The organism is Porphyromonas gulae (genome assembly GCF_000765945.1).
Taxonomy (GTDB): domain Bacteria; phylum Bacteroidota; class Bacteroidia; order Bacteroidales; family Porphyromonadaceae; genus Porphyromonas; species Porphyromonas gulae.
Window position 1 is genome coordinate 229,358 of record NZ_JRAT01000012.1, and the last position, 21,709, is coordinate 251,066.

Annotated in this window: 37 protein-coding genes; 2 read left to right on the forward strand and 35 right to left on the reverse strand. The window is 47.2% G+C overall.

Annotation, left to right across the window (positions count from 1 at the left end; all coding sequences use genetic code 11):
* Window positions 1–259 precede the first annotated feature (259 nt).
* The 34 genes from rplQ to HQ49_RS12085 all read right to left on the reverse strand — a co-directional run bounded on the left by rplQ (window position 260) and on the right by HQ49_RS12085 (window position 18,837).
* Entirely contained in the window at window positions 260–739 is a 480-nt protein-coding gene (rplQ, locus tag HQ49_RS04435) for a 50S ribosomal protein L17 (RefSeq protein ID WP_018964729.1), read from the reverse strand.
* 5 nt (window positions 740–744) lie between these two features.
* On the reverse strand, window positions 745–1,737 hold the full coding sequence (locus HQ49_RS04440; RefSeq protein ID WP_018964728.1) for a DNA-directed RNA polymerase subunit alpha: 993 nt from the start codon (window positions 1,735–1,737) through the stop codon (window positions 745–747).
* Between the two features lie 12 nt (window positions 1,738–1,749).
* Window positions 1,750–2,355, reverse strand: a complete 606-nt coding sequence (gene rpsD, locus HQ49_RS04445) for a 30S ribosomal protein S4 (protein WP_004583573.1) — start codon at window positions 2,353–2,355, stop codon at window positions 1,750–1,752.
* Between the two features lie 159 nt (window positions 2,356–2,514).
* Window positions 2,515–2,901 (reverse strand): 30S ribosomal protein S11, encoded by a 387-nt coding sequence (rpsK, locus tag HQ49_RS04450; protein ID WP_018964727.1) that lies wholly within the window; start codon window positions 2,899–2,901, stop codon window positions 2,515–2,517.
* Window positions 2,902–2,912: 11 nt separating this feature from the next.
* Window positions 2,913–3,293 (reverse strand): 30S ribosomal protein S13, encoded by a 381-nt coding sequence (gene rpsM / locus HQ49_RS04455; protein WP_004583575.1) that lies wholly within the window; start codon window positions 3,291–3,293, stop codon window positions 2,913–2,915.
* Window positions 3,294–3,325: 32 nt separating this feature from the next.
* On the reverse strand, window positions 3,326–3,442 hold the full coding sequence (ykgO, locus tag HQ49_RS04460) for a type B 50S ribosomal protein L36 (RefSeq protein ID WP_004583576.1): 117 nt from the start codon (window positions 3,440–3,442) through the stop codon (window positions 3,326–3,328).
* Window positions 3,443–3,458: 16 nt separating this feature from the next.
* Complete coding sequence (gene infA / locus HQ49_RS04465; protein WP_004583577.1) at window positions 3,459–3,677, reverse strand: translation initiation factor IF-1; 219 nt, start codon at window positions 3,675–3,677, stop codon at window positions 3,459–3,461.
* Window positions 3,678–3,679: 2 nt separating this feature from the next.
* On the reverse strand, window positions 3,680–4,465 hold the full coding sequence (gene map / locus HQ49_RS04470) for a type I methionyl aminopeptidase (protein WP_039418667.1): 786 nt from the start codon (window positions 4,463–4,465) through the stop codon (window positions 3,680–3,682).
* Entirely contained in the window at window positions 4,465–5,805 is a 1,341-nt protein-coding gene (secY, locus tag HQ49_RS04475) for a preprotein translocase subunit SecY (RefSeq protein ID WP_005873886.1), read from the reverse strand. Before secY ends, map begins: the two co-directional genes overlap by 1 nt.
* Window positions 5,806–5,809: 4 nt before the next feature.
* On the reverse strand, window positions 5,810–6,256 hold the full coding sequence (gene rplO, locus HQ49_RS04480) for a 50S ribosomal protein L15 (RefSeq protein WP_026292135.1): 447 nt from the start codon (window positions 6,254–6,256) through the stop codon (window positions 5,810–5,812).
* 25 nt (window positions 6,257–6,281) lie between these two features.
* Window positions 6,282–6,458, reverse strand: a complete 177-nt coding sequence (gene rpmD, locus HQ49_RS04485) for a 50S ribosomal protein L30 (RefSeq protein ID WP_010956442.1) — start codon at window positions 6,456–6,458, stop codon at window positions 6,282–6,284.
* Between the two features lie 19 nt (window positions 6,459–6,477).
* A complete protein-coding gene (gene rpsE / locus HQ49_RS04490) occupies window positions 6,478–6,996 on the reverse strand; it encodes a 30S ribosomal protein S5 (protein ID WP_004583581.1) in 519 nt (172 codons plus the stop codon).
* A gap of 5 nt (window positions 6,997–7,001) precedes the next feature.
* Entirely contained in the window at window positions 7,002–7,346 is a 345-nt protein-coding gene (gene rplR, locus HQ49_RS04495; RefSeq protein ID WP_018964724.1) for a 50S ribosomal protein L18, read from the reverse strand.
* A gap of 18 nt (window positions 7,347–7,364) precedes the next feature.
* The gene (gene rplF / locus HQ49_RS04500; RefSeq protein WP_018964723.1) at window positions 7,365–7,916 is read right to left on the reverse strand and encodes a 50S ribosomal protein L6; all 552 of its coding nucleotides are present in this window, start codon (window positions 7,914–7,916) and stop codon (window positions 7,365–7,367) included.
* An 18-nt stretch (window positions 7,917–7,934) separates the two neighbouring features.
* The gene (gene rpsH / locus HQ49_RS04505; protein WP_010956444.1) at window positions 7,935–8,330 is read right to left on the reverse strand and encodes a 30S ribosomal protein S8; all 396 of its coding nucleotides are present in this window, start codon (window positions 8,328–8,330) and stop codon (window positions 7,935–7,937) included.
* 50 nt (window positions 8,331–8,380) lie between these two features.
* Window positions 8,381–8,650 carry a 30S ribosomal protein S14 gene (gene rpsN, locus HQ49_RS04510; protein ID WP_004583585.1) on the reverse strand — a complete coding sequence of 90 codons (270 nt, stop codon included), beginning with the start codon at window positions 8,648–8,650 and terminating at the stop codon, window positions 8,381–8,383.
* Between the two features lies 1 nt (window position 8,651).
* Entirely contained in the window at window positions 8,652–9,212 is a 561-nt protein-coding gene (gene rplE, locus HQ49_RS04515) for a 50S ribosomal protein L5 (protein ID WP_004583586.1), read from the reverse strand.
* Window positions 9,212–9,532, reverse strand: a complete 321-nt coding sequence (gene rplX / locus HQ49_RS04520; RefSeq protein ID WP_004583587.1) for a 50S ribosomal protein L24 — start codon at window positions 9,530–9,532, stop codon at window positions 9,212–9,214. The genes rplE and rplX overlap by 1 nt, the downstream gene beginning before the upstream one ends.
* A gap of 22 nt (window positions 9,533–9,554) precedes the next feature.
* Window positions 9,555–9,920, reverse strand: coding sequence for a 50S ribosomal protein L14 (gene rplN / locus HQ49_RS04525; protein ID WP_004583588.1), 366 nt, complete (start codon window positions 9,918–9,920; stop codon window positions 9,555–9,557).
* A gap of 1 nt (window position 9,921) precedes the next feature.
* A complete protein-coding gene (rpsQ, locus tag HQ49_RS04530) occupies window positions 9,922–10,176 on the reverse strand; it encodes a 30S ribosomal protein S17 (RefSeq protein ID WP_004583589.1) in 255 nt (84 codons plus the stop codon).
* A gap of 13 nt (window positions 10,177–10,189) precedes the next feature.
* Entirely contained in the window at window positions 10,190–10,384 is a 195-nt protein-coding gene (gene rpmC / locus HQ49_RS04535) for a 50S ribosomal protein L29 (protein ID WP_004583590.1), read from the reverse strand.
* Between the two features lie 5 nt (window positions 10,385–10,389).
* Complete coding sequence (gene rplP, locus HQ49_RS04540; protein ID WP_026292133.1) at window positions 10,390–10,824, reverse strand: 50S ribosomal protein L16; 435 nt, start codon at window positions 10,822–10,824, stop codon at window positions 10,390–10,392.
* Between the two features lie 20 nt (window positions 10,825–10,844).
* On the reverse strand, window positions 10,845–11,585 hold the full coding sequence (rpsC, locus tag HQ49_RS04545; protein ID WP_004583592.1) for a 30S ribosomal protein S3: 741 nt from the start codon (window positions 11,583–11,585) through the stop codon (window positions 10,845–10,847).
* A gap of 6 nt (window positions 11,586–11,591) precedes the next feature.
* Complete coding sequence (rplV, locus tag HQ49_RS04550; protein WP_004583593.1) at window positions 11,592–11,996, reverse strand: 50S ribosomal protein L22; 405 nt, start codon at window positions 11,994–11,996, stop codon at window positions 11,592–11,594.
* Window positions 11,997–12,050: 54 nt separating this feature from the next.
* Window positions 12,051–12,320 (reverse strand): 30S ribosomal protein S19, encoded by a 270-nt coding sequence (gene rpsS, locus HQ49_RS04555; RefSeq protein ID WP_010956447.1) that lies wholly within the window; start codon window positions 12,318–12,320, stop codon window positions 12,051–12,053.
* Window positions 12,321–12,342: 22 nt separating this feature from the next.
* The gene (gene rplB, locus HQ49_RS04560; RefSeq protein WP_010956448.1) at window positions 12,343–13,167 is read right to left on the reverse strand and encodes a 50S ribosomal protein L2; all 825 of its coding nucleotides are present in this window, start codon (window positions 13,165–13,167) and stop codon (window positions 12,343–12,345) included.
* 6 nt (window positions 13,168–13,173) lie between these two features.
* Complete coding sequence (gene rplW / locus HQ49_RS04565) at window positions 13,174–13,467, reverse strand: 50S ribosomal protein L23 (RefSeq protein ID WP_039418668.1); 294 nt, start codon at window positions 13,465–13,467, stop codon at window positions 13,174–13,176.
* A gap of 14 nt (window positions 13,468–13,481) precedes the next feature.
* Complete coding sequence (gene rplD, locus HQ49_RS04570) at window positions 13,482–14,111, reverse strand: 50S ribosomal protein L4 (protein WP_018964717.1); 630 nt, start codon at window positions 14,109–14,111, stop codon at window positions 13,482–13,484.
* Window positions 14,111–14,728, reverse strand: coding sequence for a 50S ribosomal protein L3 (rplC, locus tag HQ49_RS04575; protein WP_026292132.1), 618 nt, complete (start codon window positions 14,726–14,728; stop codon window positions 14,111–14,113). The genes rplD and rplC overlap by 1 nt, the downstream gene beginning before the upstream one ends.
* 22 nt (window positions 14,729–14,750) lie before the next feature.
* Window positions 14,751–15,056: a 30S ribosomal protein S10 gene (rpsJ, locus tag HQ49_RS04580; protein ID WP_004583599.1), complete on the reverse strand. Its 306-nt coding sequence runs from the start codon at window positions 15,054–15,056 to the stop codon at window positions 14,751–14,753.
* A 16-nt stretch (window positions 15,057–15,072) separates the two neighbouring features.
* Window positions 15,073–17,196, reverse strand: coding sequence for an elongation factor G (fusA, locus tag HQ49_RS04585; protein WP_018964715.1), 2,124 nt, complete (start codon window positions 17,194–17,196; stop codon window positions 15,073–15,075).
* Between the two features lie 12 nt (window positions 17,197–17,208).
* Window positions 17,209–17,685: a 30S ribosomal protein S7 gene (rpsG, locus tag HQ49_RS04590; protein ID WP_018964714.1), complete on the reverse strand. Its 477-nt coding sequence runs from the start codon at window positions 17,683–17,685 to the stop codon at window positions 17,209–17,211.
* 236 nt (window positions 17,686–17,921) lie between these two features.
* Window positions 17,922–18,326 carry a 30S ribosomal protein S12 gene (gene rpsL / locus HQ49_RS04595; protein ID WP_039418669.1) on the reverse strand — a complete coding sequence of 135 codons (405 nt, stop codon included), beginning with the start codon at window positions 18,324–18,326 and terminating at the stop codon, window positions 17,922–17,924.
* Window positions 18,327–18,744: 418 nt separating this feature from the next.
* Window positions 18,745–18,837 (reverse strand): DUF1661 domain-containing protein, encoded by a 93-nt coding sequence (locus HQ49_RS12085; protein ID WP_160216970.1) that lies wholly within the window; start codon window positions 18,835–18,837, stop codon window positions 18,745–18,747.
* On the opposite strand from HQ49_RS12085, the gene HQ49_RS10690 reads away from it, so the two are divergent.
* Window positions 18,806–18,967 carry a DUF1661 domain-containing protein gene (locus HQ49_RS10690; protein WP_152567036.1) on the forward strand — a complete coding sequence of 54 codons (162 nt, stop codon included), beginning with the start codon at window positions 18,806–18,808 and terminating at the stop codon, window positions 18,965–18,967. The two genes, HQ49_RS12085 and HQ49_RS10690, sit on opposite strands and share 32 nt — an antisense overlap.
* On the opposite strand, the gene HQ49_RS04605 is transcribed toward HQ49_RS10690, so the two are convergent.
* A complete protein-coding gene (locus HQ49_RS04605) occupies window positions 18,948–20,240 on the reverse strand; it encodes a DUF3667 domain-containing protein (RefSeq protein ID WP_018964711.1) in 1,293 nt (430 codons plus the stop codon). The genes HQ49_RS10690 and HQ49_RS04605 overlap by 20 nt on opposite strands.
* Before the next feature lie 202 nt (window positions 20,241–20,442).
* Here HQ49_RS04605 and HQ49_RS04610 point away from each other — a divergent pair, with 202 nt between their 5' ends.
* Complete coding sequence (locus HQ49_RS04610) at window positions 20,443–21,702, forward strand: 3-phosphoshikimate 1-carboxyvinyltransferase (RefSeq protein WP_039418670.1); 1,260 nt, start codon at window positions 20,443–20,445, stop codon at window positions 21,700–21,702.
* The last annotated feature ends 7 nt before the right edge of the window (window positions 21,703–21,709 follow it).

Below are 21,709 nucleotides of genomic sequence, written 5' to 3' on the forward strand. Positions count from 1 at the left end.
CTCCAAGTTTGATGAAACAGCCAAGGCAAAGCCCTTCGAAAGGGAGGGCAAAAAGTGCAGGAATAGAATGTTTAAGATTTCGGATTGATCTCTTCTGGTACTAAGTTCAAAAATCCACGTTGTGATTGACCGTTGTTGTTGCGCACCTTGCTCTTAAGGGCACAAATAGTTTGCATTTTTCGGACATAAAAAGAGGGCGAGCCAGAACACCTGTTCTAGCTCGCCCTCTATCAAAGGTATTTATATCCGAGGCAGCTACTTATTCTTCTGCTGCTTGAGGAGTTTCTACTGCAGGAGCTGCTTCCGTGGCATCTGCACTTTTACGCTTACGAGAACGGCGCGTTTTAGTAGCCTTTTTCGTTGCTTCGCCCAGCATGTTTTCATTGTAGTCAACGAGCTCAATAAAACACATGGCAGCGTTATCTCCCAGACGATAACCGGTCTTCAAGATACGAGTATATCCACCGGGACGATCTGCAATCTTGGCAGCAACATCTCCGAAGAGTTCCTTCAATGCATATTTATTCTGCAAGTAAGAGAACACAATTCGGCGAGAGTGCGTTGTGTCTTCCTTTGTTTTTGTCAGCAAAGGCTCCACATAGATACGCAAGGCCTTAGCCTTGGCTACCGTTGTAAAAATGCGCTTGTGCAGGATCAACGAAGCAGCCATATTGGATAGCATTGCTTTACGGTGAGCAGCCTTACGGCCCAAGTGATTGAATTTCTTATTATGTCTCATCGTTCTTAGTCTTTATCTAATTTATACTTACTGATATCCATCCCAAATGACAAATTCAGTGCAACCAGCAGTTGGTCAAGCTCTGTCAAAGACTTCTTTCCGAAGTTGCGAATCTTCATCAGATCGCCCCTCGACAGACTCACCAAATCGCCCAATGTATCTACCCCGGCTGCATTCAGACAATTGAGAGCACGAACAGACAAGTCGAGACCTGAAAGCTTGGACTTCAATAGCTGACGCATGTGCAGAGAGTCTTCATCGAACTCATCAGTATCGGCTATATCCACATACTCTATCGCTATCTTATTCTCTGCAAAGAGAGAGAAGTGGGATATCAAGATTTGAGCGGCTTCACGAAGAGCATCTACAGGACGGATCGAGCCATCTGTGGTCACTTCCATCAGGAGCTTTTCGTAGTCAGTCTTCTGCTCTACGCGGAAATTCTCTACCGCATACTTGACATTCCGGATAGGCGTATAGATCGAGTCGATCGCTATCGTGGAAAGCTCATTATGCTCTGCGCGATTCTCCTCTGCCGATACATAGCCACGCCCCTTATTTATGGAAAACTCCATAGTAAGCGTAGCCGATCTATCGAGGTGACAAATGGCAAGATTCGAATTCAATACTTCAAAGTTTGAAAGCTGTGCATTCAAATCACCGGCACGGAACACCTCCGAATTAGAGATAACAATTGTAGCTTTCTCTACATCGGCATTAGGAACAATCTGCTTAAAACGAACCTGTTTGAGATTGAGGATAATATTAGTAACGTCCTCCAATACACCCGGAATAGTAGCAAATTCATGCTCTACACCTTCGATCTTGATTGCAGTAATCGCAAAACCTTCAAGCGAAGACAAGAGTATTCGACGAAGCGCATTGCCAATGGTAATGCCATAACCGGGCTCCAAAGGTTTGAACTCGAACTTGGCGATCGAGTCCGATGTCTCCATCATCAATACATTTTCGGGTTTCTGAAATGCTAATATTGCCATGGGATCTATGGATTATTTCGAATACAATTCAACGATCAGCTGTTCTTTAATATTTTCAGGGATGTCCGTACGATCCGGCATATGCAGCAGCTTGCCGGACAATGAAGACTGATCCCACTCCATCCAAGGATATTTGCTGTGATTGAAACCTGTCAAAGCATCAGCAATAACCTCTAAGGACTTAGAACGCTCACGAACGCCGATCACCTGACCGGGCTTAACAGAATAAGAAGGAATGTTGACAACACTGCCATCTACCGTAATGTGACGGTGGGAAACCAATTGGCGTGCAGCAGAGCGTGTCGGGGCAATCCCCAAACGGAATACCACATTATCCAAACGAGCTTCCAAGAACTGAATAAGCAACTCACCCGTTACACCCTTTGCACGCTGTGCACGATGGAACAAATGACGGAATTGCTTCTCCAATACACCATAAGTATATTTCGCTTTTTGCTTTTCACGAAGCTGGAGGCCATACTCGCTCGTCTTGCGACGACGGTTATTGCCATGCTGACCTGGAGGATAATTCTTCTTGGAAAGAACTTTATCTGCACCAAAGATAGGATCGCCAAACTTACGCGCGATCTTGGATTTAGGGCCTGTATATCTTGCCATTATTATTTGTTTTGTGTCAGATGCTTTTCTATGAACAGAATGCTTCCGGTACAGCCGCGATTGCTATGTGAGAGATTGATAGTTTATAGGCAATCCATACACCGAAAGAATTCGGATTCCACAAAATAAAACATCCGAAATGTTAGAAGATATTCTCTCTTAAACTCTTCTCTTTTTAGGAGGACGACAACCGTTATGAGGCATAGGCGTTACATCAATAATCTCCATAACCTCGATTCCCGCTCCATGAATTGTTCTAATAGCCGATTCACGACCATTACCCGGACCCTTAACGTAAACCGTTACCTTGCGCAAGCCCATATCATATGCCACTTTGGCACAATCCTGAGCTGCCATTTGGGCTGCATAGGGAGTATTCTTCTTTGAAGAACGGAATCCCATCTTACCAGCTGAAGACCAGCTGATAACCTGACCTTCGTTGTTCGCTAAGGAAATAATAATGTTGTTAAAGGAAGAATGGATATGGGCCTGCCCAACTGCTTCTACCCTCACAACTTTCTTTTTTGCGACTGCTTTCTTTGCCATATCAATCTTTATTATTTAGTAGCTTTCTTCTTATTAGCAACAGTCTTCTTCTTACCCTTACGTGTACGGGCATTGTTTTTTGTGCTCTGACCACGCAGGGGTAGGCCGATACGATGGCGAATACCACGATAGCAGCCAATATCCATGAGGCGCTTGATATTCAACTGCACCTCTGAACGCAAATCTCCCTCTACTTTATATCCGGCACCGATAACATCACGAATGGCCGCAGCTTGGTCATCCGACCAATCTTTAACCTTGATATCACGGTCCACTCCGGCTTTATCCAAAATGGTAATAGCACTACTGCGACCAATACCATAGATATAAGTCAAAGCGATAAAACCTCTTTTGTTTTGTGGCAAGTCAACGCCAACTATTCTTATTGCCATATTATGCTTGTCTTTTGTAGCTAATTAAACAATTATCCCTGACGCTGCTTGTATTTGGGATTCTTCTTATTGATTACATATAAGCGTCCTTTTCTCCTGACGATCTTGCATTCGGGAGTACGCTTCTTTACTGATGCTCTTACTTTCATTATCTTGGGTTTTAATTTATTTGTACCTAAAAGAAATACGCCCCTTTGTCAAATCATAAGGAGACATCTCGACTTTGACTTTATCCCCCGGCAGAATCTTGATATAATGCATCCTCATCTTTCCGGAGATATGAGCCGTAATGACATGACCATTCTGTAGTTCAACCTTGAACATAGCATTCGAAAGTGCTTCCAATATCACTCCGTCTTGCTCTATCGCTGTCTGCTTAGACATATCTAAAATTCTTTATCACCTAAAACGTCTTGAATAAAATCGAAAGAGGAGAGGATCTGTGCCCTCCCTCCCTGGATTGCAACACAATGCTCGAAGTGGGCTGATGGTTTGCGATCTTTTGTACGTATAGTCCAACCATCCTTTTCAGTAACTACATTCTTACTTCCAAGATTGATCATGGGCTCAATACAGATACACATCCCGTTTTTCAACAAAGGGCCGGTACCTGGCCGACCATAGTTCGGCACCTCAGGTGATTCATGCATCTCCCGACCTATTCCATGCCCGACCAATTCGCGAACAACAGAGTATCCACGGCTTTCGCAGTACTTCTGTACTACACTGCCAATATCTCCTACTCGATGGCCTTCTATGGCAACAGCAATCCCTTCGTACAACGACTCCTTCGTCGTTTTCAATAGTTGGAATACTTCCGGGGCAACTTCTCCTACAGCAAACGTATAGGCAGAATCTCCCGTAAATCCATTCAGGAAAGTACCGCAGTCGACTGATACAATATCACCTTCTTCGAGGATAGCTTTAGCAGAAGGGATACCATGAACCACATTCTCATTGACCGATACGCAAATACTATTAGGGAAACCTCCATAACCAAGGAAAGCCGGCTCAGCCCCATGGTCACGAATAAATTCCTCTGCGACCTTATCAAGCATCAAGGTTGAAACACCCGGCCGAATATTTTTTGCAACTTCGGCCAGAGTCTTTCCAACCAACTGATTTGCTTCGCGCATCAACGCGATTTCTTCATCCGTCTTTAGGTAAATCATCAATACGCGGAAACAGAGCCAACTCTACCTTTGATACGTCCACTCTTCAACAAGCCATCATAATGTCTCATCAAGAGATGGCTCTCGATCTGCTGCAAGGTATCCAAAACAACTCCCACCAAAATCAGTAGAGAAGTTCCTCCGAAGAACTGTGCAAAAGCCGAACTAACACCGAACATCTCCGCAAAAGCAGGCAGGATGGCAACTATCGCCAAAAACAATGCTCCAGGAAGGGTTATTCTGTCCATTATCGCGTCAATATAATCTTTTGTTTGTTTTCCGGGCTTAATACCGGGAATAAAGCCGTTGTTCCTCTTCAGGTCATCGGCCATCTGCTTAGGATTGATCGTAATCGCCGTATAAAAATACGTAAAGAGAATGATCAAAATAGCAAATACAAGATTATACCAAACACTTGTGTTGTTAGACATAGCACTCAGGAATCCCGAAGACTGATCAACATTGGCGAATCCCAAAATAGAGATCGGAATGAACATCAGTGCCTGAGCAAAGATGATAGGCATCACATTGGCAGCATTTACCTTCAAGGGGATATACTGACGTGCTCCCCCATACTGCTTGTTGCCGACAACTCGCTTCGCATATTGCACAGGCACCTTTCTCGTTCCTTGTACCAACAGGATTGCACCTGCTATGACAAAAAGAAGAAATACAATCTCTGCAAGGAAAGCGACCAAACCACCAACAGCACTCGTTGTACGAGAAGTAAACTCAGCCACAAAAGCATGAGGCAAACGAGCGATAATACCAATGAGAATGATCAACGAAATACCATTACCGATACCCTTGTCTGTAATACGCTCTCCTAACCACAGGACAAACATACTACCACCGGTAAGAATAGCAACTGCAACTATCTGGAACCAAAGGCCACCGGGCATCGATGCTCCTACAGACTGCATCTGTACTCGCAAGTTCACCAAATAGGTAAGAGACTGTAAAATCAAAATAGCAACTGTCAGATAACGAGTCCACTGATTGATCTTCATGCGCCCACTCTCACCTTCTCGCTGCAATTTTTGCATTGCAGGTACAGCAATCGCTGCCAACTGCATAACAATCGAAGCAGAGATATAAGGCATAATGCCCAAGGCAAAAATAGATGCATGTGAGAAAGCTCCCCCAGAAAACATATCCAAGAGAGCCATCAGTCCTCCAGCCGTCTGGTCTTTGAGTGCTGACAACGATGCGGGGTCAATACCGGGGATCACTACAAATGAACCCAAGCGATAAACGACGACGAACAATATGGTCGTGAGAATGCGTTGACGCAAATCCTCAATCTTCCATATATTCTTGATTGTTTCTACCGCACGCATAAGCTTATAGTTTTACAACAGATCCTCCTGCTTTTACAATAGCTTCTTCTGCTGTCTTGGAGAAAGCATGAGCTTCTACTGTCAAAGCCGTAGTCACTGTACCATTGGCCAATATCTTAACTAAAGAGTTTCGAGAAACAAACCCTGCAGCAATCAAGTCTTCTACCGAAATCTTCGTTAGAGAGTTAGCCTCGGACAAAGCCTGAAGCACAGACAGATTGATTGGCTTGTATTCTACTCGATTTATATTCTTGAAGCCAAACTTAGGCAAACGGCGCTGAATAGGCATTTGACCTCCTTCAAAACCGATCTTCTTAGAATAGCCAGAACGTGATTTCGCTCCTTTATGTCCTCTTGTAGAGGTTCCTCCCAGGCCTGAACCCGGACCACGACCAATTCTCTTGCGAGACTTGACCGCCCCCTCTGCAGGCTTTAAACTAGACAAATTCATATGTTCTTCTTGTTTTTAGCGTTAATCATTCAACGATCAAAACCAGGTGTCTCACCTTATTAACCATACCCAATATACTGGGAGTAGCTTCATGCTCGACAATTTGATTCAATTTTCTCAATCCAAGGGCATCTAAAGTTCTCTTCTGATCCTTAGGACACCTAATTCTACTACGAACTTGTTGTATCTTAATTTTAGCCATCACTAATCTTCCTCCTCAATTAACCTTTGAAAACTTTTTCAACAGAGATACCGCGATTCTGAGCAACCATCAAAGGGCTACGCATCTCTGCGAGGGCTTGAATCGTTGCTTTTACAAGATTGTGAGGATTAGAAGAGCCTTTGCTTTTTGCAAGGACATCAGTAACGCCAACGCTATCCAAGACAGCACGCATGGCACCCCCAGCCTTTACTCCGGTACCAGTGGTCGCGGGCTTCAAAAACACGCTGGCTCCACCATAAGAAGCAGCTTGTTCGTGAGGGATTGTACCATTATGCACCGGAACCCGGATTAAATTCTTTTTAGCAGCCTCAACCCCTTTTGCTATAGCGGCAGGGACTTCACCGGCTTTTCCAAGGCCCCAGCCGATAACACCGTCTTCATTACCTACGACAACAATAGCAGCAAAAGTAAAGGTGCGCCCACCTTTTGTAACCTTGGTCACACGATTGATTGCAACCAAGCGATCCTTCAATTCCAGATCGTTTGTCGATTTTACTCGATTATATACAATAGCCATATCGATTAAAATTTGAGGCCGCCTTTACGGGCTGCATCAGCCAATTCCTTAATACGGCCATGGAAAAGATAGCCGTTACGATCAAACACTACAGTGGATATACCTGCCTCAGTGGCTGCTTTCGCTATTTCGTCACCAACCTTGGCCGCAATTTCCTTTTTAGATCCTGTCATCTCTAATTTCAAAGATGATGCAGAAGCAAGAGTTCTACCGGCAATATCATCAACCAATTGCGCATATATCTGCTTATTGCTGCGGAAAACAGTCAAGCGTGGTCTTTCCTTTGTTCCGCTAATCTTGCCGCGTACACGAGCCTTTATTTTTTGTCTTCTTTGTTCTTTCGTTACCATGATAATACTTAGTTACGATTATTTTCCAGCAGATTTACCAGACTTCCTGCGAATTTGCTCACCGACAAACTTGACACCCTTACCCTTGTAAGGTTCAGGTTTTCTGAACGATCGGATCTTCATACACACTTGACCGAGAAGCTGCTTGTCAGCACTTTCGAGGATAATCAAAGGGTTTTTGTTTCTCTCGCTCTTGGTTTCAACTGTCACCTCTTTAGGCAGCTGCATGAAAATGCTATGCGTAAAGCCCAAGGAAAGCTCAAGGAGCTGCCCTTGATTAGAAGCCCTATAGCCTACCCCAACGAGTTCGAGTTCACGCTTAAAACCGGCAGAAACACCCTGCACCATATTATTAATCAAGGAACGATAGAGACCATGCAAAGAGCGTTCGATACGGTCATCGGTCTTACGCTCTAAATGGATCACACCATCTTCTATCACAACAGCGATTCGAGGATCTACATATTGTGACAACTCGCCCTTAGGACCTTTTACTGTTACGATTTCTTCCTTATGAGATACCGTCACACCAGCGGGTATGCTGATGGGCAACTTACCAATTCTTGACATAATTCTGTACCTCCTTTATCAATAAACGTAACACAATACTTCTCCCCCAACTTTCAACTCACGAGCTTCTTTATCAGTCATCACTCCTCGTGGGGTAGAAACAATAGCAATACCAAGGCCATTCAATACGCGGGGCATATCACGATAGCCCACATACTTTCGAAGACCGGGACGAGACACACGCTTCAACTTCTTGATGGCATTTACTTTATGTGCCAAATCATACTTTAAGGCAACTTTTATTATGCCTTGAGAGTCATTCTCCTCAAACTTATAGTTCAGGATATACCCTTTGTCGAAAAGGATCTTTGTGATCTCTTTCTTAATATTTGACGCCGGCACACTAACCACACGATGGCCAGCCATAATTGCATTACGCAACCGCGTCAAATAATCTGCAATAGGATCTGTCATTTTGAATTACAATTAAATTGATCCGGAAAGCCGGACAATATTTAAAACTCTTACCAACTCGCTTTTTTTACGCCGGGGATAAGACCGGCAGAAGCCATTTCACGAAATTGAATACGGGAAATACCAAATTGGCGCATATAGCCCTTCGGACGCCCAGTCATCGAGCAACGATTGTGCAAACGAACAGGAGAAGCATTCTTAGGGAGCAACTGCAAGGCTTCATAATTTCCTTCAGCCTTGAGTGCCGCTCTCTTTGCAGCATATTTCGCCACAAGCTTGGCACGCTTCACCTCGCGGGCTTTCATTGATTCTTTAGCCATATCAATTTTGTTTTTTAGCGTTCTTGAACGGTAAACCAAATTCTTTCAGAAGGGCATAACCTTCTTCATCGGATTGCGCCGAAGTCACAAAGGTAATATTCATTCCGAGAATCTTCGTAATCGCATCGATATTTATCTCGGGGAAAATGATTTGTTCATTGATTCCCAACGTATAGTTACCTCTTCCATCGAGCTTGCTTTCGATACCCTTAAAGTCGCGGATTCGAGGCAAAGCGATGCGCACCAGACGCTCCAAGAACTCATACATTTGCTCGCGACGCAGAGTAACCATGACACCGATTGGCATCTTCTTTCTCAACTTAAAGTTCGAGATGTCTTTCTTTGATACTGTCGGCACAGCTTTCTGTCCGGTAATAGCCGTCAATTCGCTTACTGCAACATCGATAATCTTCTTGTCACCAGTAGCCATACCAAGACCTTGGTTGATCACGATTTTCTTCAACACAGGGACTTGCATCACGCTCGTATAACCGAATTGTTTCATCAGGGCAGGAACGATTCTTTCCTGATAGTCTTTCTTCAGATTGGCAGTGGCACTCATTATTTAATCTCCTCTCCTGATTTTTTAGCGTAACGAACTAATTTGCCATTCTCATTGAGACGACGGCCAATGCGAGTTGCCTTTCCTGTTTTGGGATCAACAACATTCAGGTTGGAAATATGTATAGGAGCTTCCTTTGATATGATTCCACCCTGAGGATTCTTGGCACTAGGTTTAGCATGCTTTTTGATCATATTCAGCCCTTCGACGATCGCACGCTGTTCCTTTACTAATACCTCCAAAACGCGACCAGAGTGGCCCTTGTCTTCACCACTGATCACCATGACGGTATCACCTTTCTTTATATGTAATTTACTCATTTCTGCTTGCTTAATTATAAAGTTATAATACTTCGGGAGCGAGAGAAACAATTTTCATATTTGTTCCACGCAGTTCGCGTGCGACCGGTCCGAAGATACGGCTGCCACGAATATCACCGGCTGCATTCAGCAAGACACAAGCATTGTCGTCAAAACGAATGTACGATCCATCGGGGCGACGAACCTCTTTCTTCGTTCGTACGATTACTGCTTTGGAGACAGCACCTTTCTTGATGTCGCTTGAAGGGATAACACTCTTGACCGAAACCACGATGATATCACCCACAGAGGCATAACGTCTGCGCGTGCCGCCCAAAACACGAATACAGAGAGCTTCTTTTGCTCCGCTATTGTCAGCGACAACGAGTCTTGATTCTTGTTGTATCATCTTATTTTGCCCTTTCGATTATTTCAGTTAGTCTCCATCTCTTTGTACGACTCAGAGGACGCGTTTCCATGATACGTACCGTATCGCCGATACCGCATTCATTCTTCTCGTCATGTGCGTGGTATTTTTTTGTCTTATTGACAAACTTACCATATATAGGATGCTTCTCTTTCCACTTCACAGCAACCGTGATAGTCTTATCCATTTTGTTGCTTGAGACAACACCCACACGTTCTTTTCTAAGATTTCTTTCCATGTGTGCACTCTATTTATTTATTGAGTTCGCGTTGGCGCAGCACTGTCTTCATCTGCGCAATCATACGACGTTGATGCTTTAGTTTAGCAGGACTATCCAAAGGCGAAACCGCATGGTTGATTCGCATTTGGTCATAAGCAGCCACTTCGGCATCCAATCGCTCCTGGAGCTCTTTCGTTGCAAGCTCTTTAATTTCGGCAATCTTCATGACAATTACGCATTTTGATTTTGGATATCATAGTCGTGACGGACCACGAACTTAGTCGTTACGGGGAGCTTCTGAGCAGCCAAACGAAGAGCTTCCTTAGCTATTTCGTAAGACACACCTTCCACTTCGAAAATGATTCGACCGGGAGTAATAGGAGCGACGAAACCTTCCGGAGCACCCTTACCCTTACCCATACGAACACCTTCTCCCTTCTTGGTAATAGGTTTGTCAGGGAAAATACGAACCCACACTTGTCCTTGACGCTGCATATAGCGAGTCACTGCAATACGAGCGGCCTCAATCTGACGACCGGTTATCCACTTGCTCTGCAAAGACTTGATTCCAAAAGAACCGAAAGACAACTGGTTGCCTCTCTGGGCAAAACCCTTCATGCGACCTTTCTGCTGTCTTCTAAACTTTGTTTTTTTTGGTTGTAACATTTTGTCTGTCTTTCTAAATGTTAGCGATTACCTTTTCTTCTACGGTTGCGATCACCGCCACGGTTGTTGCCGCCTTGTGCATTGGGACGACGGCTTTGGTTTTTGGCCACTGCAAAATTGGGAGCGAGGTCGCGTTTCTCGTAAACCTCCCCTTTGCAAATCCAAACCTTAATTCCGAGCAAGCCGACCTTAGTCAGAGCCTCTGCCAAAGCATAGTCAATGTCTGCACGGAGGGTATGCAGAGGGGTACGCCCTTCCTTGAACATTTCAGAACGTGCCATTTCCGCACCGTTCAGACGGCCGGATACTTGAATCTTGATGCCTTCTGCACCCATACGCATAGCCGACGCAATAGCCATCTTTACGGCACGACGATAAGCGATCTTTCCTTCCAGCTGGCGAGCGATATTCTCAGCCACAATAGCAGCATCCAACTCAGGCTTCCGGATCTCATAGATATTGATCTGGACATCCTTTTTCGTGATGCGCTTCAACTCTTCTTTCAGCTTATCGACTTCCTGACCAGCCTTGCCGATGATCATACCCGGGCGAGCGGTACAGATGGTAATGGTTACCAACTTCAATGCACGTTCAATAACGATACGCGATACACTGGCTTTGGCAAGGCGAGCGTTCAGATACTGACGAATACGACTATCTTCCAATAGCGTCTCACCATATTTACGACCACCATACCAATTGGAATCCCATCCACGGATGATTCCCAAACGATTACTTACCGGATTTATTTTCTGTCCCATCCTTCGTTAGTTATTATCGTTATTAAGCGTATCTACATAAATGGTCACGTGATTCGAGCGTTTACGAATCCGATAGCCACGACCCTGTGGTGCAGGGCGAAGGCGTTTGAGCGTAGAAGCACCGTCTACACAAATACGAGACACGAACAACTCACCCTCTTCGGCTTTACGCTCGTTCTTCTCTTCCCAGTTTGCCACTGCAGAACGCAGCAGCTTCTCTACACGTGCCGAAGCTTCTTTGTTAGAGAACTTCAGCACACCCAAGGCGCGATTCACTTCCATACCACGGATCATATCGGCCACCAATCTCATCTTGCGGGGAGAAGTAGGCACGTTACGAAGCTTGGCAAAGTACATCTGCTTGAGGGCTTCCTTTCTTGCTTCGGCTGAATTATGTTTTCTTGCACCCATTGTTCTTAATACTTTTAATTGTTCAGATTCCTGAAGTGTTTGTATTCAACCGAATTACTTCTTCTTGTTGCCGGCATGACCACGGAAAGTACGTGTAGGAGAAAACTCTCCTAACTTATGACCCACCATGTTTTCGGTAACAAAAACAGGAATAAACTTATTTCCGTTATGCACTGCAATGGTATGTCCCACGAAGTCGGGAGAAATCATTGAGGCACGAGCCCACGTCTTAATGACAGCTTTCTTGCCGCTCTCGTTCATCGCCAAGACCTTCTTTTCCAGCTTGAGATTAATATATGGACCTTTCTTAAGTGAACGACTCATAATTTTCTTTGATTAAATCAGATTACTTTTTCCTTCTCTCAATGATGTACTTAGAAGAATGCTTCTTCGGAGCTCTTGTCTTCAAGCCCTTAGCATACAAGCCCTTGCGTGAACGGGGATGACCTCCTGACTGGCGACCTTCACCACCACCCATGGGGTGATCCACAGGGTTCATCACCACGCCTCGGTTGTGAGGTCTGCGACCCAACCAGCGAGAACGACCGGCCTTTCCTGATTTTTCCAGAGCATGGTCTGAGTTGCCCACGCTACCGATCGTAGCCTTACAAGTAGACAAAATACGACGAACTTCGCCTGAAGGCATCTTGATCACCACATAGGTTCCTTCGCGAGAAGTCAGCTGCGCAAATGATCCGGCAGAGCGAACCATCTTGGCACCCTGACCCGGGCGAAGCTCGATGTTGTGAATAATCGTACCGACGGGTATATTCGCCAGAGGAAGAGCGTTGCCGACTTCGGGAGCAGCTTCGCTTCCTGACATCACTGTATGGCCGACTTCCAAGCCGTCCGGAGCGATGATATAAGCCTTTGCTCCGTCCGCATAGTAAAGCAGTGCGATACGAGACGAACGATTAGGATCGTACTCGATGGTCTTTACTGTAGCAGGAATGCCATCTTTCGTTCTCTTGAAGTCGATGAAACGATACTTTTGCTTGTGACCACCACCGATGTAACGCATTGTCATCTTACCGGTATTGTTACGGCCACCCGTTTTCTTCTTACCAACTACAAGAGACTTTTCTGGTGTGCTTGCAGTGATCTTATCAAACGCACCAATAACCTTGTGTCTTTGCCCCGGGGTTGTGGGCTTGAGTTTACGTATTCCCATTTTTTCTTAGATATTGCTGAAGAAGTCGATCATATCTCCTTTCTTAAGCGTCACAATCGCCTTTTTGAAAGAAGCCTCTTTGCCGCGAATCAGTCCACTCTTGGTATAGCGGTTTTTGCGCTTACCGTCATATCTCATCGTGTTCACGTCTTCGACTTTCACATTATACATAGCCTCTACAGCCTTCTTAATCTCTATTTTATTCGCGTTAGGAGAAACGCGGAAGCCATAACGCTCCGACATCTTTTCCGTAACAGCGGTCATCTTTTCCGAAATAATCGGCTTAATGATGATTCCCATATACCAAATCCTCCTTATGCTTTAAATAGTTCATTAACAACGGCAACAGAACGCTCTGTCAGCACGAGATTCTTGGAAGCCAACACTGCGTAAGTATTGATCAGATTGGCAAGAATCAAATTCGTATTCGGCAGGTTGCGAGCAGACAAGTGCACATTCTTATTCATCTCGGGAAGGACGTAGAGCACTTTCTTTTCGTCCACCTTCAATGCAGCAGAAATAGCCTTGAAAGCCTTTGTCTTGGGAGCATCGAAGTTGAAGTCCTCCACTACGATGATCTCATTGTTCTTCGCTTTGTAGCTCAGAGCCGAACGACGAGCCAAAGCCTTCAGCTTCTTGTTCAGCTTGAAGCTGTAGTTACGAGGACGCGGACCGAAAACACGAGCACCACCACTGAGGAGGGGTGAGTTGATATCACCACGACGTGCTCCACCGCTACCCTTCTGACGGATCAGCTTGCGCGTACTACCGGAAAGTTCGCTACGTTCTTTGGCCTTGTGCGTACCTTGGCGCTGGTTGGCCATGTACTGCTTTACATCCAAGTAGATAGCATGGTCGTTAGGCTCTATCGCAAAGATCGAGTCGTCCAGAACGACTTTCTTACCCGTATCTTCTCCTTTGATATTATATACGCTCAGTTCCATTACTTTTCAATTAACAAGATTGAACCTTTAGCACCGGGCACGCTACCTTTCACAAGGAGCAGATTGTGCTCGGGCATCACCTTAATAACTTCCAGATTCTGCACAGTCACGCGCTCGTTACCCATCTGACCGGCCATACGCGTTCCTTTGAACACTTTGGCAGGATATGAACAAGCACCGACAGAACCGGGAGCACGCAAACGATTGTGCTGACCATGTGTAGCCTGACCCACGCCGCCGAAGCCGTGGCGTTTTACTACACCTTGGAAACCTTTACCTTTAGAAGTTCCCACTACATCGACAAAGCCGGCATCGCTGAACAGCTCTACGTTCAGCACGTCGCCGAGCTTGTGCTCGCCTTCGAAATTCTTGAACTCGGCCAAGTGTCTCTTGGGGGTTACATTGGCTTTTTTGAAATGGCCGGCCAGAGGTTTTGTCGTGTGCTTTTCTTTTGCATCCACAAAACCAAGCTGCAATGCGCTATAGCCGTCTTTCTCCAAAGTCTTTACTTGCGTAACCACACAAGGACCAACTTCGATAACAGTGCATGGCAGATTCTTGCCCTCGGCACTGAATACGGATGTCATTCCGATTTTCTTTCCTAATAAACCTGGCATTTCAGTTTGTATTAAACGTTTCTCAAACTTTGATTTCCACTTCCACACCGCTGGGGAGTTCCAATTTCATCAGAGCATCCACAGTCTTGGCAGTAGAATTGTAAATATCAATCAATCTCTTGTAGGAAGAGAGTTCGAACTGCTCACGGCTCTTCTTGTTTACGAACGTAGAGCGGTTCACTGTGAAAATCCGCTTGTGTGTGGGCAGGGGTATAGGACCGCTAACCATCGCACCGGCTGCTTTCACCGTCTTTACGATCTTCTCTGCAGACTTGTCCACCAGCATATAATCGTAAGACTTCAGCTTAATTCTAATCTTTTGGCTCATATCTATGTTGTTGCTTTTATTTGATCAAATCAACGCGACCCTGAGCTTCGGTAAGCACCTGCTTAGCGATGGTAGAGGGCACTTCTGAATAGTGAGAGAAGGTCATTGTACTCGTAGCACGACCGCTCGTTATCGTACGGAGAGCCGTCACATAGCCGAACATCTCAGCCAGAGGCACCTTAGCCTTTACGATACGCGCACCGGTACGGCTGCTTTCCATACCTTCCACCTGACCGCGACGCTTGTTCAAGTCGCCGATCACATCACCCATACTCTCTTCGGGAGTTACCACTTCCAGTTTCATGATAGGCTCCATCAGAGTAGGACGAGCTTTCTCACAAGCATTCTTGAATGCCTGGAGGGCACAGATTTCAAACGAGAGCTGGTCGGAGTCCACCGGGTGGAAAGAACCGTCGATTACAGTTACCTTCAGCTGATCAAGGGGATAACCGGCCAATACACCATTCTTCATGGCGCGCTGGAAACCCTTCTGAACAGAAGGAATGAATTCCTTGGGGATATTACCGCCCTTCACCTCATCCACGAACTGCAGCTCGCCTTCGAAGTCAGCATCGGCAGGCTCCACACGACAGATAATGTCGGCGAACTTACCGCGACCACCGGTCTGCTTCTTGTACACTTCGCGAAGCTCCACAGGATCGTTGATAGCCTCTTTGTAAGAAACCTGAGGACGTCCCTGGTTGCATTCCACCTTGAACTCACGACGCAGACGATCGATGATAATATCGAGGTGAAGCTCACCCATACCACTGATAACCGTCTGTCCGGACTCTTCATTGGTCTGAACGCGGAACGTGGGGTCCTCTTCGGCCAACTTGGCCAAGCCTACGCCCAAACGATCGAGGTCCTTCTGCGTCTTCGGTTCTACGGCGATACCGATCACAGGATCGGGGAAGTCCATAGATTCGAGAACGATAGGATGATTCTCATCACAGAGCGTATCGCCCGTACGAATATCCTTGAAGCCTACACCGGCACCGATGTCACCGCAACCGATCACATCTTTCGGATTTTGCTTGTTCGAGTGCATCTGGAAGAGGCGAGAGATACGCTCCTTCTTGCCAGAACGCGTGTTGTAAACGTATGAGCCGGCGGGCAATTCACCGGAATATACGCGGAAGAAGCAAAGACGACCTACGTACGGGTCGGTAGCGATCTTAAAAGCCAAAGCACAGAGAGGCTCGCTCGGAGATGTCTTGCGCTCTATCACCTTGTTCGGGTCCGAAGGATCCGTACCTTCCACTGTGGGCGTATCCACCGGGCTGGGGAGGAACTTACATACGGCATCGAGCAATGTCTGCACGCCCTTGTTCTTGAATGAAGAACCGCAGAGCATAGGGTTGATCTGCATGGCGAGTGTACCCTTGCGAAGAGCTGCCAGGATTTCGTCCTCCGTAATGGTAGAAGGATCATCGAAATACTTTTCCATCAGCGTATCATCGCAGTCGGCCAATGTCTCGAGCATCTTGTCGCGCCACTCTTCGGCCTCAGCCACAAGTTCGGCGGGGATGTTCTCTACATCGTACTTGGAGCCCATGGTCTCATCGTTCCATACGAGAGCCTTCATAGTCACCAAGTCCACAACTCCCTTGAATGTCTCCTCTGCTCCGATAGGAATCTGAATGGGGCAAGGATTGGCACCCAACACTTCGCGAAGCTGACGTACCACTTCAAAGAAGTTAGCACCCGAACGGTCCATCTTGTTCACATAGCCGATACGGGGTACATTATACTTCTCAGCCTGACGCCATACCGTTTCGCTCTGAGGCTCTACACCACCTACGGCACAGAAAGCAGCTACGGCTCCGTCCAAAATACGGAGAGAACGCTCCACTTCCACCGTGAAGTCCACGTGTCCCGGAGTGTCGATCAGGTTGATCTTGTACTTTTGGTTGTTATAGTTCCAGAACGCAGTAGTAGCAGCAGAGGTAATCGTGATGCCCCTCTCCTGCTCCTGCTCCATCCAGTCCATGGTAGCTGCACCATCGTGCACCTCACCGATCTTATGCGTCAGACCCGTATAGAACAGGATACGCTCGGATGTAGTAGTCTTTCCGGCATCGATGTGCGCCATGATGCCGATATTTCTTGTAAACTGTAATTCCTTATCAATTGCCATTGGGGTCTTCCTTTAGAATCTGAAGTGGGCGAATGCGCGGTTAGCCTCGGCCATGCGGTGCATATCTTCCTTACGTTTGAAAGCTGCGCCTTGGTTGTTAAATGCGTCTACTATCTCAGCAGCCAATTTATCGGCCATAGTCTTTCCACCACGCTTACGGGCATAAAGGATAAGATTCTTCATAGAGATCGACTCCTTGCGCTCGGGACGGATTTCCGTCGGCACCTGGAAGGTAGCACCACCGATACGGCGGCTCTTCACTTCCACCTGAGGAGTGATATTATCGAGAGCCGCCTTCCAGATCTCGAGGGCAGACTTCTCTTCGTTTGAGAGCTTCGTCTTCACGATGTCCAAAGCACCGTAGAAGATACTGAAAGCTGTGCTCTTCTTTCCATCATACATTAGGTGATTAACGAACTTAGTCACCTTCACATCACCATAGACGGGATCCGGCAGGATCTGTCTTTTCTTAGGTTTTGCTTTTCTCATTGTCTCAAAAAATTTCGTTTTTGTCGATTGGTTGCCGTTTCATTTTTGTCTTCAACGCTCCCGCCGGAGCATTTACTCAACCCTGTTTAAGCCTATCCAATTGAACTCAAAACCGGTTCTTAAATAATTTGTTGGTTGCGCCCTTGATCGTAGCGCGATTATAGATTGGGGAAGTGATTTGTCCTTATCGGTCTCCGGCCTCGCTCATCGAAGCCGACGAGTCCGCTTAGCGGCTCTTACTTCTTACCTTTAGCGGCAGGAGCCTGTCCGGGCTTCGGACGCTTGGCTCCGTATTTGGAGCGACGCTGCGTACGGCCATTCACGCCTGCTGTATCGAGCGTACCACGTACGATGTGATAGCGCACACCGGGCAAGTCCTTCACACGACCTCCACGAACCAGCACGATGCTGTGCTCTTGCAAGTTGTGACCCTCTCCCGGGATGTAGGCATTGACTTCCTTAGAGTTCGTCAGGCGCACACGTGCCACCTTACGCATAGCCGAATTCGGCTTCTTGGGCGTAGTCGTATAAACGCGCACACAAACACCACGACGCTGCGGGCACGCATTCAATGCCGGCGATTTGCTCTTATCCGCGAAAGATTCACGACCCTTTCTAACCAACTGTTGAATTGTAGGCATTTCTTCTTTCTTTAAAACTATGATTATAATTATCTCTTTCCTAATCTATTACACTGCCAACTATACGAGCAGTGGCGCAAAGGTACATATATTTTCCCAATCCGCAACAGTCCCCACAGCTTTTTTTCACGGCAACGCTCTAATACTCAATAGCATCAACCGACATCCATAGGCCGAACGGTTCTTCCCAAGCGAGAGATCCGAAAAGGCGGATGCGCATCGAAAGGGGAATGTCAGCACCGAAAAGAAAGAGAATACAAAAACAGCCCGAAAAAGAGAAATACAGCGCGCAGCCACAGAAAAGGAACGCACCGCATATAATATTAATGTACGCACGCGCGAGAGATACCGAAGGTAGCACGATTCAGACCAAAGAGAGAAACCGGAACGGAAAAAGGACAGCTGCCCTGCAAAGCGTTTACGCGCCATAATTTTCTATCTCCATGCTCCGAAAAACGTGGCGCGTAAAATTTTTCGCTGTGGCTCGGGAAGTAAAAAATTCTCGCGCCACAGCGAAAAAAATCTCGCGCCGCTTTTCCCGAAAAGACGCGCCGCAATCGGAGCAATTACGGTTCGAGAAAATCCGATCGGAATATATCCGCCCAAGAGTGAGTGGGGCTTCTATGCAGCTCTACCGATAGCCTCGATCGCCATAATAACGACCGCGATCAGGGAAGCCGTCAGAGCCAAGAAGAGCAAGCAATAGAGCATAACGAGAAGTGTACGCCAGAAGCTCCGCCACCAAGAGCAGAGGAATAGCTGCTTGTAGTCCCACCAAAACAAAAGGAATAGGAGCAATGCAGGCAGCCCGTATAGCGACCCCATCCGGGCATCGCCGTAGAAAGGCAGGGCGAGAACGTTCAGCAATAACAGCTGGCAGGCTATGTATGCCTGAGTGATAATGTGCTCGGTCAGGTTATATGCCGCCGCCCCTTTGTGGCCGAACGCGACTTTGGTACAAACGGCAAGGATGGGGAGAATAGTGATAATCCTGACGGCTTTGTTGCTTTGGAACCATTCCACCAGCAGACTCCATATTCTTGAAAAGAAAGGGAGGGAGTTCAACTTATTTTTCTGCTCGGTGACGAACTTCATTTGCTTGTAAAAAAAGGCTCTTCTCCCCGTGTATCGCTCGGCGATCATTTCTCTGCTATCACTGCCGACTGCCTCATTCTCCTTTTGCAAGGAGGATATTTCTCTTTGATCCATCCGATACTCTTGACGTGTAAGCTCCTCGCCAGCCGACTTTTTCTGCGAGGGATCAGGTCCGATCAGTTGTGCAAAGATGATGTACAGAGAGGCCAGCACGAAAAGGGTCTGAAAGGGACGGAAGTAGACAACCCTCTTGCCACCGATAAAGTCCCGTATCAAATAACCCGGGCGGTAGAGTAGTTCCACGATGGTACGTCCGAAACCGTTGTCGATATTGGTGAAGCCGCCTATCACGTTTCGGACCATCTGCCGGAAGTGATAGCGTCCGGTGCGAGAGGTTTGTCCGCAGCGATTGCAGAAATTGCCCGTATATCCGTCTCCGCAGTTTTGGCATGTATGTACGCAGGGGTCTGCCGGTGGAGTGGCTCTGCCACGTATCAGCCTCAACTCTAATGCGCGGATTCGTATCCGAAGGGGAAAGAGCAGCGATTGCAGCCGCCGGTCGATCTTTCTTGGCAGTAGTCTGCGCTTCCGCAGGATTGCCCAAAAGACCAGCCCGGCAATGGCAGACATTCCCCATTGCCCCGAGGTAGCCAAATCTTCTATTGCCAACCATAGGAGCAATGCAAGCATGAGGATCTGCAATGGGTTGGCCATCTTTCTATCCGACGAATGCCCATGCTCCCCGTTTTTCTGTTTCTTCGAAGCACTATCGTGCGAACCTTCCGTTTCTTTCTTCGTTTTGCTGTTCGTTTGCATCATCCGAATTTCACTTACTTGTGTACAAATATAGTTATGACAAATGGAGGGCGTAGCCCACTCGGTTCGGTTGCTTACCGGCAGGTTGCCCCACGAGTGCGATTGATAAGAGCGAAAGGCTTTTTGCTAACTTTGTTGCTACGAATAGTACGTTAGTACGACAGTGAATGCACAGCTTTTCTCTGCGGACTAATGCTTTCATGCAATGAAAAGACTTCACTGTACGTTTAATCCCAAAGGCCGGACCACTGATGTCAGTCTTCGGCTGCCACTCTCCAAGAGCGAATGGATCCGGCTGTTGCTGCTCCATGCCATGTCGGGAGAGGTGCTGCCTCCTTTGGGAGGAGATGCTCCCTCCGATGTACAGACGGTGCACCGGATTTTGACTTCGGATATATCCGATGAGGTGAACGTAAGGGATGCGGGTACTGCTATGCGCTTTCTGACAGCCTACATGGCGCGCTTTGTCTCCCGGCCTGTACGGTTGTATGGTACGGAGCGGATGTATGCACGTCCGATCCGTCCTTTGGTGGAGGCTCTTCGCTCTTTGGGCGCGGATGTCACCTACGAAGGAGTAGAGGGTTTCCCTCCTCTGCTGATACGGCCGGCTGCTATGTGCGGAGGCACTGTCTGTGTGGATGCAGGTGTCAGCTCGCAGTTCGTCAGTGCTCTCTTGCTGATCGCTCCTACGCTCAGTGGGGGGCTGTCGATCAAGCTGGAGAACAGGGAGGTATCGGCTCCCTACACCGGTATGACTTGCCGTCTCCTCACGGCTTTCGGCATAGAAGTCGAGCGCAGCGAAGACAGCATAACGGTTGGAGAACGGCCTTTCACTGCTCCGATGGAATGGTATCCGTCGGCCGATTGGTCTGCTGCCGGCTATATATATAATATGGTAGCGGTGGGAGAGCTTTCCGGTAGAGTAAGCCTTCCGGACTTGCTTCCGCCGGACGAGAGTATGCAGGCTGATAGTCGCGCAGCAGCTCTGTTCGGACGGCTGGGTGTCGTCACGGAGAAGACCGATAGCGGCATAGTCCTCAGTTATTCGCCGGTGAGGTGTACTGATGATTTCGGTACGGAAGATGTCCGAGATTGTCCCGACCTGGTGCCGACTTTAGCTGTATGTTGTTTGCTGAAGGGGGTACCGTTCTGCCTGGAGGGTGTAGGACATTTGAGGCTGAAAGAATGCGACCGCTTGGCGGCTATCTGTGCTGAAGCACGCAAGCTGGGCTACGTTGTTCGATCGGATGAGGATGCTCTCCTTTGGGATGGAGAGCGGTGTATGCCGGAAAAGCTGCCTGTCATCAGGGTCTACGACGATCACCGTATGGCCATGGCCTTTGCGGCGGCTGCCGCGTTGTCGGAGCAGGGTGTGATCATAGAGGATGCCGGCGTAGTCGGCAAAAGTTTTCCCGGATTCTTTAGCGTGAGCCGCCTTTTGGGATTCGACGGAGAGGAAATATAAGTAAGAA